The organism is Bradyrhizobium cajani (assembly GCF_009759665.1).
Classification (GTDB): domain Bacteria; phylum Pseudomonadota; class Alphaproteobacteria; order Rhizobiales; family Xanthobacteraceae; genus Bradyrhizobium; species Bradyrhizobium cajani.
The window spans coordinates 95,406-110,939 of record NZ_WQNE01000016.1 but is presented as its reverse complement, the minus strand read 5'-3'; the positions used below and the strand labels follow the sequence as shown (position 1 = coordinate 110,939).

The 15,534-nt window shown below is 65.4% G+C and carries 9 protein-coding genes; 3 read left to right on the top strand and 6 right to left on the bottom strand.

All coding sequences use genetic code 11. From position 1 onward, the window contains the following. The first annotated feature begins 56 nt into the window (after nt 1-56). Together GPL20_RS20100 and GPL20_RS20095 are read left to right on the top strand one after the other, a co-directional pair. Entirely contained in the window at nt 57-2,486 is a 2,430-nt protein-coding gene (locus GPL20_RS20100; protein ID WP_167533120.1) for a bifunctional diguanylate cyclase/phosphodiesterase, read from the top strand. Nucleotides 2,487-2,747: 261 nt separating this feature from the next. Continuing rightward, complete coding sequence (locus GPL20_RS20095) at nt 2,748-4,034, top strand: MFS transporter (protein WP_157331291.1); 1,287 nt, start codon at nt 2,748-2,750, stop codon at nt 4,032-4,034. 108 nt (nt 4,035-4,142) lie between these two features. Here the strand turns inward: GPL20_RS20095 and GPL20_RS20090 are convergent, their stop codons facing one another. Next, complete coding sequence (locus tag GPL20_RS20090) at nt 4,143-7,514, bottom strand: adenylate/guanylate cyclase domain-containing protein (RefSeq protein WP_254126132.1); 3,372 nt, start codon at nt 7,512-7,514, stop codon at nt 4,143-4,145. Nucleotides 7,515-7,557: 43 nt separating this feature from the next. Next, the gene (locus tag GPL20_RS20085) at nt 7,558-7,956 is read right to left on the bottom strand and encodes a YybH family protein (protein ID WP_157331231.1); all 399 of its coding nucleotides are present in this window, start codon (nt 7,954-7,956) and stop codon (nt 7,558-7,560) included. 245 nt (nt 7,957-8,201) lie between these two features. Between GPL20_RS20085 and GPL20_RS20080 the strand changes: the two genes are divergently transcribed. Further along, a complete protein-coding gene (locus GPL20_RS20080) occupies nt 8,202-10,787 on the top strand; it encodes an EAL domain-containing protein (protein WP_157331230.1) in 2,586 nt (861 codons plus the stop codon). Nucleotides 10,788-10,860: 73 nt separating this feature from the next. On the opposite strand, the gene GPL20_RS20075 is transcribed toward GPL20_RS20080, so the two are convergent. The 4 genes from GPL20_RS20075 to GPL20_RS20060 all read right to left on the bottom strand — a co-directional run bounded on the left by GPL20_RS20075 (nt 10,861) and on the right by GPL20_RS20060 (nt 15,526). Beyond that, the gene (locus GPL20_RS20075) at nt 10,861-11,814 is read right to left on the bottom strand and encodes an MBL fold metallo-hydrolase (protein ID WP_157331229.1); all 954 of its coding nucleotides are present in this window, start codon (nt 11,812-11,814) and stop codon (nt 10,861-10,863) included. Nucleotides 11,815-11,893: 79 nt separating this feature from the next. Beyond that, nucleotides 11,894-13,666, bottom strand: a complete 1,773-nt coding sequence (locus GPL20_RS20070) for an MFS transporter (RefSeq protein WP_157331228.1) — start codon at nt 13,664-13,666, stop codon at nt 11,894-11,896. Further along, a complete protein-coding gene (locus GPL20_RS20065; protein WP_157331227.1) occupies nt 13,663-14,691 on the bottom strand; it encodes an HlyD family secretion protein in 1,029 nt (342 codons plus the stop codon). The genes GPL20_RS20070 and GPL20_RS20065 overlap by 4 nt, the downstream gene beginning before the upstream one ends. A 52-nt stretch (nt 14,692-14,743) precedes the next feature. Next, a complete protein-coding gene (locus GPL20_RS20060; protein ID WP_157331226.1) occupies nt 14,744-15,526 on the bottom strand; it encodes a 3-hydroxybutyrate dehydrogenase in 783 nt (260 codons plus the stop codon). Nucleotides 15,527-15,534: the final 8 nt, after the last annotated feature.

Below are 15,534 nucleotides of genomic sequence, written 5' to 3'. Positions count from 1 at the left end.
TCCGGTGGCTCAACCAGAAGTTCGAGCCGCTGCGCGATGGGGACTTGCGGATCAAGATGGGCGGTCGCGATCAGAACGATCAGGATCGGAGGCGTGGGACGGGATGGTGGCGTGCCGCGCCGCTGCTCGGTCTCTATCGCCCTGCGCTCGTCGCGGTCGGCGTCGGTCTTCTGTTCTCGGTCGTGGGCGCAGCCGCCGTGGCGCGCTGGGAAGACCGCGTCAACAGGATCGAGTTCGAGAACGTTGCCGAAACCGAAGCGATCGTCATGCAGAACGGCATGAACGAGTATATCTCCAGGCTCGTCGCACTGCGCACGTTGTTCGAATCGACCAATGAGGAAATCACCCGCAGCGAATTCGAGACCTTCAGCGCCCGGCTGTTCGAGCGTCACCCCGGCATGCTGCGCATTGCCTGGCTGCCGCGCGTGAACCGCAAGGAGCGTGCCGAATACGAGGCCGCCGCGATCACGGATGGGGTGTCCGGCTATCGCATCAAGTCGCTCCAGGGCGAGAGCTTTGCCGTTGCGCCGCAGAGCGACGAATATTTCCCGGTGTTCTACTCGACCCAGCCGAAGACGTCCTCGGTCTACGGCATGGATTACGCGACGGTTCCCGAACGTCGCGCGGTCCTCGAGCGCGCGCGCGACAACGACCGGACCGCCGCCATTCGCACGCACCTCTACGAACCGAAGGAGGGCGGTCGGCTGCCCGACGTTCTCGTCGCCATTCCCGTCTATGCCAAGGGAACGTCACGTGACACGGTCGCGGACCGGCGCCGCAATCTGGCGGGCTTCGTCATCGGCATCTTCGACCTGCCGCTGCTGATCCAGTCCATACGCGTGACGACCGGCGCGAGCCCCGCGGTCAGCGTCAACGTCTATCCGCCCTTCACGGGACAGATCGTCAGCCTGGCGGAAATGCGGCCGGATTATTCGTCGGCTTCCACGGCGCCGCAGTCGATGCGGGACGTTGCGCGCGCGCTGCACTGGTCCGGCAGCCTCAAGATCGGCGATGGCGACTGGCAGGTGCGCGCGATGCCGACGGCGGGCGGTCCGCTGGAGTCGTCCTACGACCGCGCGGTCGCGGTCATCATCGTCGGCATGCTGCTCACGCTGTCGCTCGCGACCTATCTCATGCTCGCAAGCCGCAATTCGCGGCGGCTGTCGCTGGCCAACCGGCGGGTGCTCGAGCTCGCCCAGACCGACATCCTGACGGGGCTGCCGAACCGCGCCTTCTTCCTCGCCCGGCTCGACGAGCTCAACGGCCGGCTGGAGGACGGCGGCCCGGCCTTCTCGATCCTGATGCTCGACCTCGACCGTTTCAAGAACGTCAACGACTCCCTCGGTCACGGCGCCGGCGATACGCTGCTGCGCCAGGTGGCGCAGCGGCTGAAATCCGCGGTGCGCGCGACCGATGTGCTGGCGCGGCTCGGCGGCGACGAGTTCGCCATCATCCAGGAAGCTTGCGAGGATCAGCGCGCCTGCTCGACCGAGCTGGCCGCACGGATCGCCAAGCTCGTGGCCGAGCCGTTCCCGCTGCCCGGACATCGCGTGGAGATCGGTACCAGCATCGGCATCGCGATCGCGCCGGATCACGGCGGCGACCAGGAGCAGCTGCTGAAGAAGGCGGACCTCGCGCTCTACCGCTCGAAATCGGCGGGCCGCAACTGTTTCACCATCTACGACGAGGCGCTGTCGGCCGAGCTCGAGGCGCGCAACACGCTGGAAGGGGATTTGCGCGACGCCATTGCGCGGTGCCAGCTGGAGGTGCACTATCAGCCGTTCGTCGATGCCCTCAGCGGCGCGCGGCGCGGCTTCGAGGCGCTGGTGCGCTGGCGGCATCCGACGCGCGGCCTGATTCCGCCGGACCAGTTCATTGCGCTTGCCGAGGAGACCGGACTGATCGTGCCGCTCGGCGAATTCGTGCTGCGGCGGGCCTGCGCGGACGCGGCCGGCTGGCCCTCCGAGCTCGCGGTCGCCGTGAACCTGTCGCCGATCCAGTTCAAGGAGGCCGATCTGTTCGAGGTGATCTCCGCCGCGCTCGCCGATTCCGGCCTGCCGCCCCATCGGCTCGAGATCGAGATCACCGAATCCGTGCTGCTGGAGCGCGGGGTCGAGAACCACGCCTTCATGGAGCGGCTGAAGAGCATCGGCGTCGAGCTCGCGCTCGACGATTTCGGCACCGGTTACTCGTCGCTGAGCTATCTGACCGCGTTCCCGTTCGACAAGATCAAGATCGACAAATCGTTCATCCGAAACCTCACGCATCAGCCGCGCAGCTCCGCCATCATCTCCTCGATCGTGACGCTGGCCCGCGGGCTGGACATGTCGGTCACCGCCGAAGGCGTCGAGACCCGCGAGGAGTTCGAGCGGCTGAAGGCGCTCGGCGTCAACTTCGCGCAAGGCTATCTGTTCGGACGTCCGCAGCCAATCGAGCGGATTCTGTTCGACGCGCCGGTCAAACCGTCACGGCTCGACGCCGCCTGAGCGCACGCCTCGTCCTTCGAGACGCGCGTTCCGCGCTCCTCAGGATCAGGCTAAGCAGCATCGGTGCCGGTTGAGACTGTTGCCACGCACTCCGTCCTCATCCTGAGGAGCCCGCCTGAAGCGGGCGTCAAGAAGGATGGGCCGCAGGGAAACCGCTCGCAAATGCGGTAAGTCCACCGCTCAACGGGCATGCGCGAAAAGCGCTTGACCCGGACATCCCCAGATGGTCCGAAAGACCGTCCAGGGATGAAATACACAAAAATGCGGCTTCCGTTCTTCTACGGCTGGGTCGTGGTCGCCGTGACCTTTGTCACCATGGCGATCGGCGTCAACGCGCGCACCGCCTTCTCATTGTTCTTTCCGCCGATCATCTCCGAATTCGGCTGGGAGCGCGGCGTCACCGCGGGCGCCTTCTCCTTCGGCTTCGTCGTCTCCGGCGTGGTCAGCCCGCTGATCGGGCGCCTGATGGACCGCGCCGGCCCGCGCGCGGTGATGGAGCTCGGCATCGTGCTGATGGGCGGCGGACTCCTGCTCGCGCCGCTCACCAGCGCGCCCTGGCATCTCTACGTCACCATCGGCGTCATGGTCGGCGCCGGCTCGGTGTGTCTCGGCTATTCCGGCCAGTCGCTGTTCCTGCCGAACTGGTTCATCCGCAAGCGCGGCTTTGCCATCGGCATCGCCTTCGCCGGCGTCGGCATCGGCTCGGTGACGCTGCTGCCTTGGGTGCAGCACATGATCGAAGGGGCCGGCTGGCGCACCGCCTGCACCGCGATGGGCCTGCTCATCCTGGTCGTGCTGGCGCCGATCAATCTGTTCCTGCACAAGCGCCCCGAGGATATCGGCCTCCAGGCAGACGGCGATGCCGCGCCGGCCGCCGGCGCCGCAAAGCCAGTTTCCAACGTCGTCGATCCCGTCTGGGTCAATACCGATTGGACGCTGAAACGCGCCGTCGCGACCGCGCGCTTCTGGTGGATCGCGGTCGGCTATTTCTGCGGCCTTTACATCTGGTACGCGGTGCAGGTGCACCAGACCAAATTCCTGCTCGACATCGGCTTCAGCCCGAACGTCGCGGTCTGGGCGCTCGGCATCGTCAGCCTGCTCGGCATTCCCGGCCAGATCCTGCTCGGCCACGTCTCCGACCGGATCGGGCGGGAATGGGTGTGGGCGATCAGCTGTGCAGGGTTTGCGATCTCTTTCGCGGCGCTGATGGTGCTGAAATTCCAGCCGTCATTGTGGCTGGTCTACGTCATGGTGTTCACGCAAGGCGCGCTCGGCTACGGCCTCACCTCGATCATGGGTGCGGTGGTGTTCGAGATCTTCCAGGGCAAGCACCAGGGCAGCATCTTCGGTACGATCATGCTGGCGGCATTGGCCGGCGGTGCGGCCGGACCGTGGTTGACCGGCGTGCTCTATGATCGCGCCGGCGACTATACGCTCGCCTTCGGCATCGCGATGGTCGTGAGCGGATTGTCGGCGCTCGCGATCTGGCAGGCCGCGCCGCGCAAGGTGCGGGCGGTAGCGGGCCGGCTGCACAAGCTCCAGGCGTGATCCGACGCCGAATACGTTCCCTCCGCACTGATTGCCTTGCGACAGAAACTCCGGAGGTGCTGCTGGCCGCGCCCGAATGCGCCGACGACGGGCTCGTCGAAATAAGCACTAAAGCTCAGCCAATTCCGCGGTGAGTGCCCTGGCGGCGAGCAGATCGGACGTTTCGAAGCCTTCCGTAAACCATCCGTACGTTGAGGCAAGGAGGGCTCGCGCCTCGATAAGTCTGCCTTCGTCGCCCCAAAGCCGGGCCAGACCCATGGCCGCACGCAGCTCGAACGACTTCGCACCTTGCCTGCGTGCCACATCAAGTGCAGTTTGCAAACAAGCCTCGACCGCATCCGCCGGAGCTCCACGAATGCGCCGCAGTTCGCCATCGATGCGTGCAACTTCTGCCTCCCACATATGTTCGTCATTGCGAGCGGAGAGGTCCTTTGCCTCTGCCAGCGCCGTGAGCCCTTTCTCGCCATCTCCGAGTTGCAAATGGATTGATGCGAGCATGCACAAGTAGCGGACCTGGTACCAGCTGGCTCCCAGTCCGTCTCGATCATTCAAACCTTTGCGCATGAGCGCCAGGCCACCCTCCGCGTCACCTTCCTGCGCCATGACCCAGCCCCGAAGGATGAGGCCGCTCAGCCGCCAGTAGTTCAAGCTGTGCTGATCGGCGAGGTTGATGATGGCGTCGGCGTGCGCATGCACCGCCGCCACGTCACCCATCAGCTCCGCAGGTCCCGCTCCGCCATAGACCGCGACGTGGGCGGTAAGGTTCGTCTGGTTCAGCTCCGCAGCGTACTCAAACGCCGCGCGGCTTGTTCTCAGGGCCTGGTCGGGATAGCCAAGGATCCAAAGCACGATGGCCAGGTAAGGTAACGCGGAGGCCTTCGGATCATGGACATAGTGCACAGGCGCTGGCCGATGGGTGTCCGGGTCATAGCGGCTCAAGATCGTCTCGAACTCGGAGTGGGCCGCAGGAAAGTCACCCGCGTGCATGGCTGTGAGAGCCGCCATGCGATGCGCGGCCAATTCCAGCGCCGTGTCCCTGGTGCGTTCGGCGGCGAGGCGTGCCTCGCCAACCAGTCTCTGCATGGCGCCGTAGTCGCCTCTCACGAAATGAAAAATATACTTGCCGCTGAGTGTAGCGAACAACGCATCTGTGTCATCGAGCTCGCGGCAGAGCGCGTGAGCCCTGCTGAAGGCAGTGCCAAGCTGAGGAGCCGTGTAGCCATGAATGGCGATCAGCGGACCTCCAATTGCCGTCTGAAGCGCGAGTTCTTGGCGATCCCGCTCCGGCCCTTCAGGACAGGCGTTGAGCGCCTGCAGCCCTCTTGTGAGATGAGTGATTGCTTCGAGATTGGCGGAACGTCCGGCGGCATTTCGGCCGGCCTGCAGCCAATAGCCGACCGCGTTGGCCGCCAGGCCGGCCTCTGCGAGATGTAAAGCTATCGTCTCCGGCTCCATCTCCGCACGGGCAGGATAATGTTCTCTTAGAGCTGCGGCGATACGCGTGTGGATCTGCTGTCGCTTGCTCTTCAGGAGACTCTCGTGCGCGATGTCCTGTACCAGCGCATGTTTGAAGCTGTAGCCGATATCCGGAGGCACTCCACGCCGGAAGATGAGTTCCGCCTCCAGGAGTTCATTGATGGCGCGCTGGAGGGCATCTTCATCGAGCGGCGTTACGGCTTTCAACAGGTTATGTCCAAACTCACGCCCAATGCAGGCCGCGATCTGGGCGACCTCCTTAACGGGTGCCAACCGGTCAAGACGGGCCATCAACGAATCCTGGAGCGTTGTCGGGATCGCCAGCGGCGGCAAAGGACCCATAAGCTCATAGCAGCTCCCCCGATCCCTGAGCAGCCCGGATTCCAGGACGGTCTTGGTGAGCTCCTCGACGAACAGCGGCACGCCGTCCGTCTTGGCTAAAATCTGCTCGAGCACCTCCTGCGGAAGCAGCTTGCCGCCGGTTATCCGGTCGACCACGGCAGTACCTTGCCTGCGCCCCAGCCGGCTCAAAAAGATTGCCGCCACATGTCCATGCGCCGTCCAGCGCGGCACGAATTCCGATCGGAAAGTAACAACCATCAGGATCGAGTGGCGCTGCACCTCGTCAACAGCCCGATCAATGAGTTCGAGCGTGGTGGGATCGGCCCAGTGGACGTCCTCGTAAATGGCAAGAACCGGTTGCTTTGCCGCCAAGCCCTTTATCTGCTCCAGCAAAGCCTGGAAGGTTCGTTCCTTTTTTTGGTGTGGGCTAAGCTCCAATGGAGAGTAGCGCTTGCCTGTCGGGATCGCCAACAGGTCCGCGAGAATCGGCGCACTGTCACGCACGTCGTCCGTCGCAAGAGTGAGCATCGCCTCGAGGTTATCGAGCTGTTCTTCGGAAGGGGCCTCCCGCCGTATTCCCGCTGCCCGTTCAAGGAGCCCCACGATAGGATACAAGGCGCTGTTGGTATGGAACGGCGAACAGAAATGGCTGAGGCGTGTGTGCGGCACGCCTGCAAGCCGGTCGCGTAGCGCGCGCACGAGGTGGGATTTGCCGATGCCGGGTTCGCCGCCCAGCAGGACGATCTGTCCCTCTCGCCCTTTCGCTTGTTCCCAGCGGTCTAGGAGAAGTGCGAGTTCCTGATCGCGCCCGACCAGAGCAGTCGTCGACATCCCGTGCTGGGCATCAAATCGACTCTCGGCCGCGCCCTCGCCGGTGACGAGCCACGCCTGCACCGGTCCAGGGAAACCCTTGAGAGGTACCGTCCCCAGGTCCTGATATATGAAGGCTTCTCCGATAAGGCGGCGCGTCGAAACGGCGATTACAACGCCTCCGGGTTCGGCGAGCCCTTGCAAGCGGGCGGCCAGATTTGGGGTCTCTCCAATGACCGACCGCTCGCGGGCTTCTCCCTCGCCAACCAGTTCGCCGACGACGACCAGACCGGTTGCGATGCCAACGCGAGCGGCAAGTGCTGCACCAGTCGGCTCGGTAAGGGCTGCGACCGCCTTGGATATCCGAAGCCCGGCGCGAACCGCACGCTCCGCCTCATCTTCATGCGCGCGCGGCCAGCCGAAGTAAGCGAGAACGCCGTCGCCCAGAAACTTGGCAACGTGACCCTCGAACCGGGTGATCTCGCTCGCGACCGTGTTGTGGTAGGCCTGTATCAGGTCCCGCACCTCCTCAGGGTCACGTCCCGAGGCGAGCGCAGTCGAGCCGACCAGATCGACGAACATGACTGTGAGCTGCCGCCGGTCTGCTTCCGACGGCAGTGGCAGTTTTGGCTGTTCGGCCGCAGCGCGAACCTTCACGGGTATGGGACCGCTCGGCACGGCGAGTGCGTGAATTGCCTTCAGCACCGTCTTGCGCGGGCCGAGCGGCAAACCGAGTTCCCGCAGGTCGTCCTCAGTCAGCTCTGGCAGGACCTCAGGCGTGACTTCCGCATCCTGGAAGGCCTGGAAGTAGCGTTCCAGCCCAAGGCCACGAAGCCATTCCGCGATGTTCACGCGACGCCTCCTCGCTTGGTGTCAGGCGACGCGTACGGCCGGCTTAGTTGAAAGTATGCAACCTCAGCTTCAGCGAACCGTCCGCCTGACGCTCGAACACGTGCGTGGCAATCCCGCCGGCAGCTTGGCGGGACCCGTCCGCCCCCTTGCCGTTGGCGCTCCATCTCGCCGTGCCGTACACGACGTTCTCGTCGCCGCCCGCATCTATGATTGTCAGCTTGTGATCGGCGAATCCGCTCGAAAAAAGCCCGCCGAAGAAAGTCTCGATCTCTGCTGGACCCGATATGATTTGATGGGTCGGGGGCAGCACTTTTGCATTCGAAACGTACGCTGTGGCAATCGCTTTGGCGTCAGCCTTGTTGAATGCCGAATCCCAGGAGGCATAAGCCTCGGTGATTTCGGCTCTGACGTCGAAGCTCGTCGAGGGGGCCAAGTTCGTCATAATTCCCTCCCTCAAGGTTAACTTCGGTAAACCATCGGATCATACTCCAACTGAGCGGCGGGAAAATCTGGAAAGTGGGGAACCCGAAGGTTCCGCACGCGCCGAGATACCCGTTCGGTTTTCGCAGAACGTTAAGCATGTCGCGCCTCGGCGAACCGCGACGCGGTTGCAAAAACATCTTGGACACCATCAGAGCGTTAGCGTCAGGCTGATTGCGCATCTTCCCGATGCCTCTGGGTCCCGCAATGTCTGCCTCCGATGGTCTTCTGACAGAAACTGCGGACGTGCTGTTGGCTGCGCTTGAACGCGCCGACGACGGCATCGTCATCGTCGACAGCGCGCATCGCATCACACATTTCAATGCCGCGGCCGAGCGGATCTGGAAGCTTGCGCGCGCCGACGTGCTCGGCCGCGACGCCGACCTTCTCACGCTCAAATGCCTTCAGGCCGATCCGGTCGCGGAATTCCGCGACGAGATCGGCCTGGTGCGGCGCGACGGCAGCCGGATCCGCGCGGCCATATCGGTTTCCTCGCTCGCAAGTGGCGGCGTGACCCATCACGTCGTGTTCGCGCGCGACGTCACCGCCGAGGCCGAGCGCCGCGCGCGGATTGCGCTGCTCGACGCCGTCTCCGACCAGACCAACCGCGCCGTGCTCATCACCGATCCCGGGCTGAACATTCGCTACACGAACGCGGCGTTCACCGCACTGTTCGGCTACACCGCGGCAGAGGCGGAAGGGCGCCGGGCGACCGATCTCCTGGCCGGCCGTCACACCAAGCGGAGCTTGCTGACGACCATCGGCAGGCGGCTCATCAAGGGCGGTCCGGGCGGCGAAGCCGAGGTCCTCATCTACACCAAGGACGGCGAGGAGATCTGGGTCTCCGCCAGGGTCGACGCGTTTCGCGACCGCAAGGGCCGGCTCAGGCACATCTTCGCGCTGCTCGACGATATCACCGAGACCAGGCAGTTGCGTTCGCTCCAGCAGCTCATCATGGGCGCGCTGGCTGACGAGGTTCCGATCGGCGAGATCGCCGACCGGCTCTGTCGCCGCGTCGAGGAGATCGCGCCCGAAATCGTCTGCTCGCTGCTTCACGTCGATGCCGCCGGCCTGGTCCATCCGCTCGGTGGCCCAAGTCTGCCCGACGATTATTCCCGCGCACTGGACGGCGTTGCCATCGGCCCCGACGTCGGCTCCTGCGGAACCGCGGCCTTCTACGGCGAACCGGTTCTGGCGATCGATCTCGACACCGATCCGCGCTGGCAGCCTTACAAGGCCATGCCGCTCGCGATCGGCCTGCGTGCCTGCTGGTCGACCCCGGTCAAGGCCAAGGACGGCCGGGTCATCGCGACCTTCGCCTTCTACTATCGGGAGCCGCGCGCGCCCAGCAACTGGCACCGGCGCATCGTCGAGGCCTGCGTCGATCTCGCCGCCTTTGCGATCGAGCGCAAGGAAGCGCGCGCCGAGATCGCCCGGCTCGCCTATCACGACATCCTCACCGGCCTGCCGAACCGCGCGCAGCTGCGGCACCTGATCACCACTGCGATCGACGCGTGCCCGACCGGCAGCCACGTCGCGCTGGCCTTCCTCGATGTCGATCATTTCAAGGACGTCAACGACACGCTCGGTCACGCCGCCGGCGACGAGCTCCTGATCCAGCTCGCGCAGCGCCTGCGCGAGCAGATCGGGCCCGAAGACATGCTCGGGCGACTCGGCGGCGACGAATTCGTCATCCTGCTGCCGCAGCGCAACGCCGAGCGCGCCGAGCGCGTCGCGGCTGGCATCACCGAAGCGCTGGCCGCGCCGTTCCGGCTTGGCTCCCGGCAGCTGCAGATGTCGGCGAGCATCGGCATCAGCCTCTATCCCGATCATGCCACCGACATCGATACGCTGATGCAGCAGGCCGACGCCGCCATGTACATGGCCAAGCAGGCCGGCCGATCCACCCATCGCCTGTTCAGCGCCGAAATGAATGGGCTCACCGAGCAGCGGCTGGCGCTGATCGCAGCGCTTCGCCGAGCCATCGCCGAGGGCGCGCTGAGCCTCAGCTACCAGCCGCAGATCCGCAGTTGCGACGGCGCCGTCCACGGCGTCGAGGCATTGGCGCGCTGGCACGATGCCGAGCTCGGCGACGTCTCGCCGGCAAGGTTCATCCCGCTTGCCGAGGACTGTGGCCTGATCGAGCAGATCGGCCTGTGGTCGGTGCGCGAGGCCTGCCGGCAGATGGCGAGCTGGCGCCGCGCCGGGCTCGAGATTCCCTGCGTCTCGGTGAACCTGTCGCCGATCAATTTCCGCAACGTCACGCTCGCTGCGCGGCTCAAGGACATCCTCGCCGAACACGATCTGCCGGCGGACGCCTTGATGCTTGAGATCACCGAAGGTGCGTTCATGCAGGACAGCGTGGCCGCGCTCGAGACCATGAATGCGATTCGCAAGCTCGGCGTCGGGCTCTCGGTCGACGATTTCGGCACCGGCTATTCGAGCCTCAGCCGGCTCGCGCATCTGCCGATCCGCGAGCTGAAGATCGACCGCAGTTTTATGCGCGACATCGAAAAGGATGCTGGCGCACTGGCGATCGCCACCGCCGTGGTGCGTGTCGGGCAGGGCCTCGGCATGACCGTCGTCGCCGAGGGTGTCGAGACCGAGGGCCAGCGCAGGACGCTGGCCGAGCTCGGCTGCGACGTGGTGCAGGGCTTCCTTTATTCGCCCGCGCTTCCTCCAGTCGCATTCGAGCGCTGGCTCATCGAGTACTGCGCCGAGCAGGCGACGGCGATGCTCGGCCGGCTCGACGTCGCGCCGGCGGGGCGCGACGCGATGAAACGGTCGGCTTAGTCGGCAGCGTCGAACCCAGGGCGCGAACTCGCAATGAGTCCGCGCCCCGGTTCGCCTCTAATCTGACGCGTGCTCAGTAGTCCCAGAAGGCCGGCACCCAGCGAAAATGGTCGCCGTCGACCGCCACCCGGCCGATGGACGGGAACGGCATGTGCGTGGCGACGAGGAGCTCTTCGTTCGCCGCCAGCTCCCGCAAGAGACGGACGCGAACGCGCGCTGCCTCTTCGGGATCGTGCTCGAAGCCGTTGTGCCAGTCGGGGTGATCGAATCCGACGGTGAACACGGCGTCGCCGGCGAATGTCAGCCGGTCGCCGCCGGATGTCAGGCGGACCACGCTGTGCCCGGGGGTGTGGCCGCCGGTGCGCGTGACCACCACGCCCGGCGCCACCTCGTGCTCGTCCTCGAAGGTGCGCAGCTGGTTGTGGTACTCTTTCGCGAACCGCTTGGCGGTCGCCCGCAGCGCGTCGGGGAAGCCCGGTGGCATCGAGACGTGAGAGAAATCGGGCGCCTCCCAGAACTTGACCTCGGCGGCCGCCACGTGGATCCGCAGGTCTGGACGCAGCCGTTCCCTCACCTCGTCGACGAGCAGCCCGCCAATGTGGTCCATGTGCATGTGCGTCAGCACCACGTCGGTCACGGACGCTAGATCGATGCCGGCGGCTTCCAGGCGCTTGCTCAACTGCCCGGCCCGCGGCAGGTGCAGGTCGGGGTCGGATCCCAGTCCGGCGTCGACAAGGATGGTCTGGCTGCCGCTGCGCACCACGACCACGTTCAGCGCCCAATCGAACGCGTCCGGCGGCAGGAACATGTCCTTCAGCCAGGCCGCGCGGACGGCCGGGTCGGCGTTGTGGGCCAGCATCGCACCCGGCAGCGTCAGCACGCCATCGCTGATCACCATCACGTCGATCTCGCCGATCCGCAGCGCGTAGCGCGACGGGACCAGCTCTTGGGGTGCCGGACCGCCGGCGCGTGTGGTGTTGTGCAGGTTCATGTTCGACTCCTGTGGGTTGCGGATCGTCTGGTTCATCTTGAAAGCTCCTTCGCTCTGTCTTGACGTTCAGTTCTGGAGGAGACCCGGCATTTCGCCATGGTGATGGTCTAACGGATCAGCTCTGCCGCTGCCCCAGAGCGATTGCCGTAGCTGTCGAGCGATTGCTACGAACCTGCAGAGCGAGGGCGTCTTCATCGTGCCTCTCGGTTCTCGTGAAGGATGGTTGCTTGGCGTCGGGTCTCTTTGCGGCCCGGTCGTCGTCGACGGAGATCGCGATGCCGGTGATCCTTGGCTCTCCGGTCCGGCGTGACTGCGCAACGCGCATTTGAGCGTATCGGTGCAGCCCCAGCTTGATGGTGACCAGCACGGGCACGGCGAATACAAAGAGCAGGGCAACGGCATTGAACGCCGTGTCGAAGGCAATCACCGTCGACTGGCCGATGAGGACGCGGTCCAGCAGGCTTGTGGCGGCGCGGCTGGCCAACGCGTCCATTCCCCTCGCGGCGAGCATCGCGGCAGTCGAGGTCAGTCGCTCGCCGACTGCAGGCACGCCGGCGGTAAGGTTGGCGCCGAGCACTGTCACGTTGCCGGCAGTGTGGTGCTCGATCAGAGTCTCCAGGCCAGCGACGCCCATGAGGCCGCCGAGCTGCCGGCTCGTGTTGAAGAGGCCGATACCGAAGGCGCGGTTGCGTTCGTTGAGGTTGCCGAAGGCGATCAGGGTGATCGACAGGAACAGGAAGCCAAGGCCGAGGCCGCGCAAGAGGATGGCGGCCATCATGTCATGTGCACCGCTTTCGCTGGTCGATCCGGACAGCATCCACATCGCAACCGTGATCATCAGGATACCAAAGGGGACCGTGGCGACGGGAGGGACGCGACGGACCTGCATGAGGAAGGCGGCCACCAGCAGCGTGGCAACGAAGAACGCGCCGCTCGGCAACAAAAGCAGGCCGGCGTCGGTCGGTCTGAATGCCAGAACCGACACGGCAAAGGACGGGATCAGGAACGCGCTGCCGAACAATGCGGCGCCCGCAACGAAGCTGACGATGAAGGCGAAGCAAAAATCCTCGCACTCGAACAAGGTGAAGTCGAGCAGGCCCTGGCCCCCGGCCAGCACCTGCCGGCCGAGAAAGGCCAGCAGCGCCGCCGCCCCGATCACCGTGAGCCAGAGGATGCCGGGCTCCTCGAACCAGGCCCAACGGCTGCCCTGATTGAGGACGTAGGAGAAACAGAAGAGCGCGACCGAGATCAATCCCAGGCCGATCCAGTCGAGCGGGCGGCGCAGCTGCACGACAGGCTTCGGGCCGTCGGCGATCAACAGCAGGCCCGCAGCCGCCAGCGCCAGCGGCACGACGCTGAAGAAGATCCACGTCCAGGACCGGCTGTCGATCAACCAGCCTTGCAGGGCTGGGGCGATCGTCGCGGGCGCGACAACAGATCCCATCGCGAACAAGGCCTGAAGGATTGGCTGGCGCGATCGGGGATAGGCGTGAAAGATTGCCGCCTGGCCCGCGACGAGCAGGATGCCGCCGGCGAGGCCCTGCACGATGCGGAGCGCGATCAGCAGATCCAGCCGCGCTGCAACGACCGTCAAACCGCATGCTGTGCCCATCACCAGGGTTGAGCCGATGATCAGGCGGCGAGGATCGACACGATGCACCAGCAAGGGCGCGGTCATGAACCCGATCAGCTTCAACGCGATGTATCCGATGTCGAGCCAGGCGAACTCGTCGGGCGTGACATGGACGTCGCCGAGGATGTAGCCGCGCCCGAGCGACAGAACCGTGCTTGCGATCGCCTCCGTCAGCGTGGCCAGCACGATGCCCGCGACGAACAGGACTCCCGCCGCGGGTCGTTCGCGGCGCGCCGCTGCGAGGATCGCCGTCATGAGCCGCTTCCTTGATCGACGTCGACGCGCGCCGACAGGCCTGGCACCAGCCGGCCGGGCAGCCGATTGCTGGTGAAGCGGATCTTCACTGGTACACGTTGAACGACCCGAATGAAGTTGCCTGTCGCATTGTCCGAGGGGAGCATGCTGAAGGCCGATCCGCTGCCCGGAGCAAAGCTGTCCACCACGCCGTCAAGCGCCGTGTGCCTGTAGCCGTCGACGACGATGCGCACGCGCTGGCCCGGCCGGATATGCTCAACCTGCGTCTCCTTGAAATTGGCCACGACCCACACATCCCCGACCGGAACGATATCGAGCAGGGAGGTGCCTGGTGCGACCAGGCGGCCGATGCGGACCTGGCGGTTGCCGATGACGCCGTCGACCGGCGCACGGACGATGGTGTTGTCGAGATCGATTTGAGCGAGGTCGCGTGCGGCCTGTGCCTGCGCCACCGCAGCTACGGCAGCTTCGCGCTGGCTGGCGAGGACGGCGATGCGCTGCCGCTGGGCCTCGATCGTCGCCTCCGCTGCGGAGACCGCCGCCTCGGCTTTCGACAGCGCCGCGTCGCTTTCATCGACCTGGGCCTGGCTGACGGCATTGGTGCGGATGAGCTCGCGGCGACGGTCGGAAGCCTTGCGCGCCAGGTTCTTCTCGGCCACGCTCGCAAGCCCTTGAGCTTCGGCCTGCCGGATCAGGGCATGCTGGAGCTGGATCTCCGCATCGACATTGGTCAGGCGGGCCCGTGCGGCTTCGACATTGGCGATGGCCTGGGCGAGCCGCGCGCGGTGGTCCCGGTCGTCGATCCGGAACAGGACGTCACCCGCCCGGACGGCCTGGTTGTCCTGAATCTCCACCGCGGTGACGTAACCCGCAACCTTTGGCGCGAGCGAGGTCACGTCGCCGCGAATATAGGCGTTGTCGGTCGATGTCTCGCCCGATTGAGCATAGGTGAACCCCGCGGCCACGACCGCGACGGAAGCGAGGCACAGCGACAGGCCGATCGCCCTCTTGTTCAGATGCACCATGACACCCTCCTGCAACGGCTATGATCACTGCAGCCCATGTTCGCGCTCCAGGTTACTGTGCGGTCCACCCGCCATCGACCGAGATCGCGGTCCCGGTGATCTGGTCCGCCGCGGCCGAGCACAGGAAGGCGACCGCGCCACCGAGTTGCGCGGGAGAGACAAAGTCGAGCGACGGCTGCTTCTCCGCCAATAGCTCGTTCGTCGCCTGTTTCTGGCTGATGTGCTTGTCGGCGGCGATGTCGCTGATCTGCTTTTCGACCAGGGGCGTGCGCACCCAGCCGGGGCAGACCGCGTTGCAGGTGACGCCGCTGCCGGCGGTCTCGAGGCCAACCACCTTGGTGAGGCCGACCAGCCCGTGCTTGGCCGCGACATAGGCGGCCTTGTGCGTCGAGGCGACGAGGCCATGCGCGGAGGCAATGTTGACGATCCGCCCCCAGCGCTGCCGTCTCATCTGCGGCACGGCGGTGGCGATGCCGTGGAATGCCGCCGACAGGTTGATGTCGATGATGGCTTGCCACTTGGCCGGCGGGAATTCGTCGACCGGCGCGGTGAACTGGATGCCGGCGTTGTTGACGAGGATGTCGAGGCGACCGAACCGCTCGATCGTCGCCTCGATCAGGTCGCGCACGGCCTCACCCTTCGACATGTCGGCGCCGTCATGCAGCGCGCGCACGCCATGCTCGCGCTGGACGTCGCTGCGGATCTTCTCGATCTCGCTTGCGTCGCCAAAGCCGTTCAATACGATGTCGGAGCCGAGACGTGCGAGCTCTTGCGCGATTCCGAGCCCGATGCCGCTGGTCGATCCGGTGACGATGGCGACCTTGCCCTTCAACATGGGATGTC

Bases quoted from the DNA above. Each gene is read 5' to 3' on its own strand.
- GPL20_RS20100 (WP_167533120.1), top strand. From the start codon at position 57: ATGGGCGGTCGCGATCAGAACGATCAGGATCGGAGGCGTGGGACGGGA.
- GPL20_RS20095 (WP_157331291.1), top strand. From the start codon at position 2,748: ATGCGGCTTCCGTTCTTCTACGGCTGGGTCGTGGTCGCCGTGACCTTT.
- GPL20_RS20085 (WP_157331231.1), bottom strand. From the start codon at position 7,956: ATGACGAACTTGGCCCCCTCGACGAGCTTCGACGTCAGAGCCGAAATC.
- GPL20_RS20080 (WP_157331230.1), top strand. From the start codon at position 8,202: ATGTCTGCCTCCGATGGTCTTCTGACAGAAACTGCGGACGTGCTGTTG.
- GPL20_RS20075 (WP_157331229.1), bottom strand. From the start codon at position 11,814: ATGAACCAGACGATCCGCAACCCACAGGAGTCGAACATGAACCTGCAC.
- GPL20_RS20070 (WP_157331228.1), bottom strand. From the start codon at position 13,666: ATGACGGCGATCCTCGCAGCGGCGCGCCGCGAACGACCCGCGGCGGGA.
- GPL20_RS20065 (WP_157331227.1), bottom strand. From the start codon at position 14,691: ATGGTGCATCTGAACAAGAGGGCGATCGGCCTGTCGCTGTGCCTCGCT.
- GPL20_RS20060 (WP_157331226.1), bottom strand. From the start codon at position 15,526: ATGTTGAAGGGCAAGGTCGCCATCGTCACCGGATCGACCAGCGGCATC.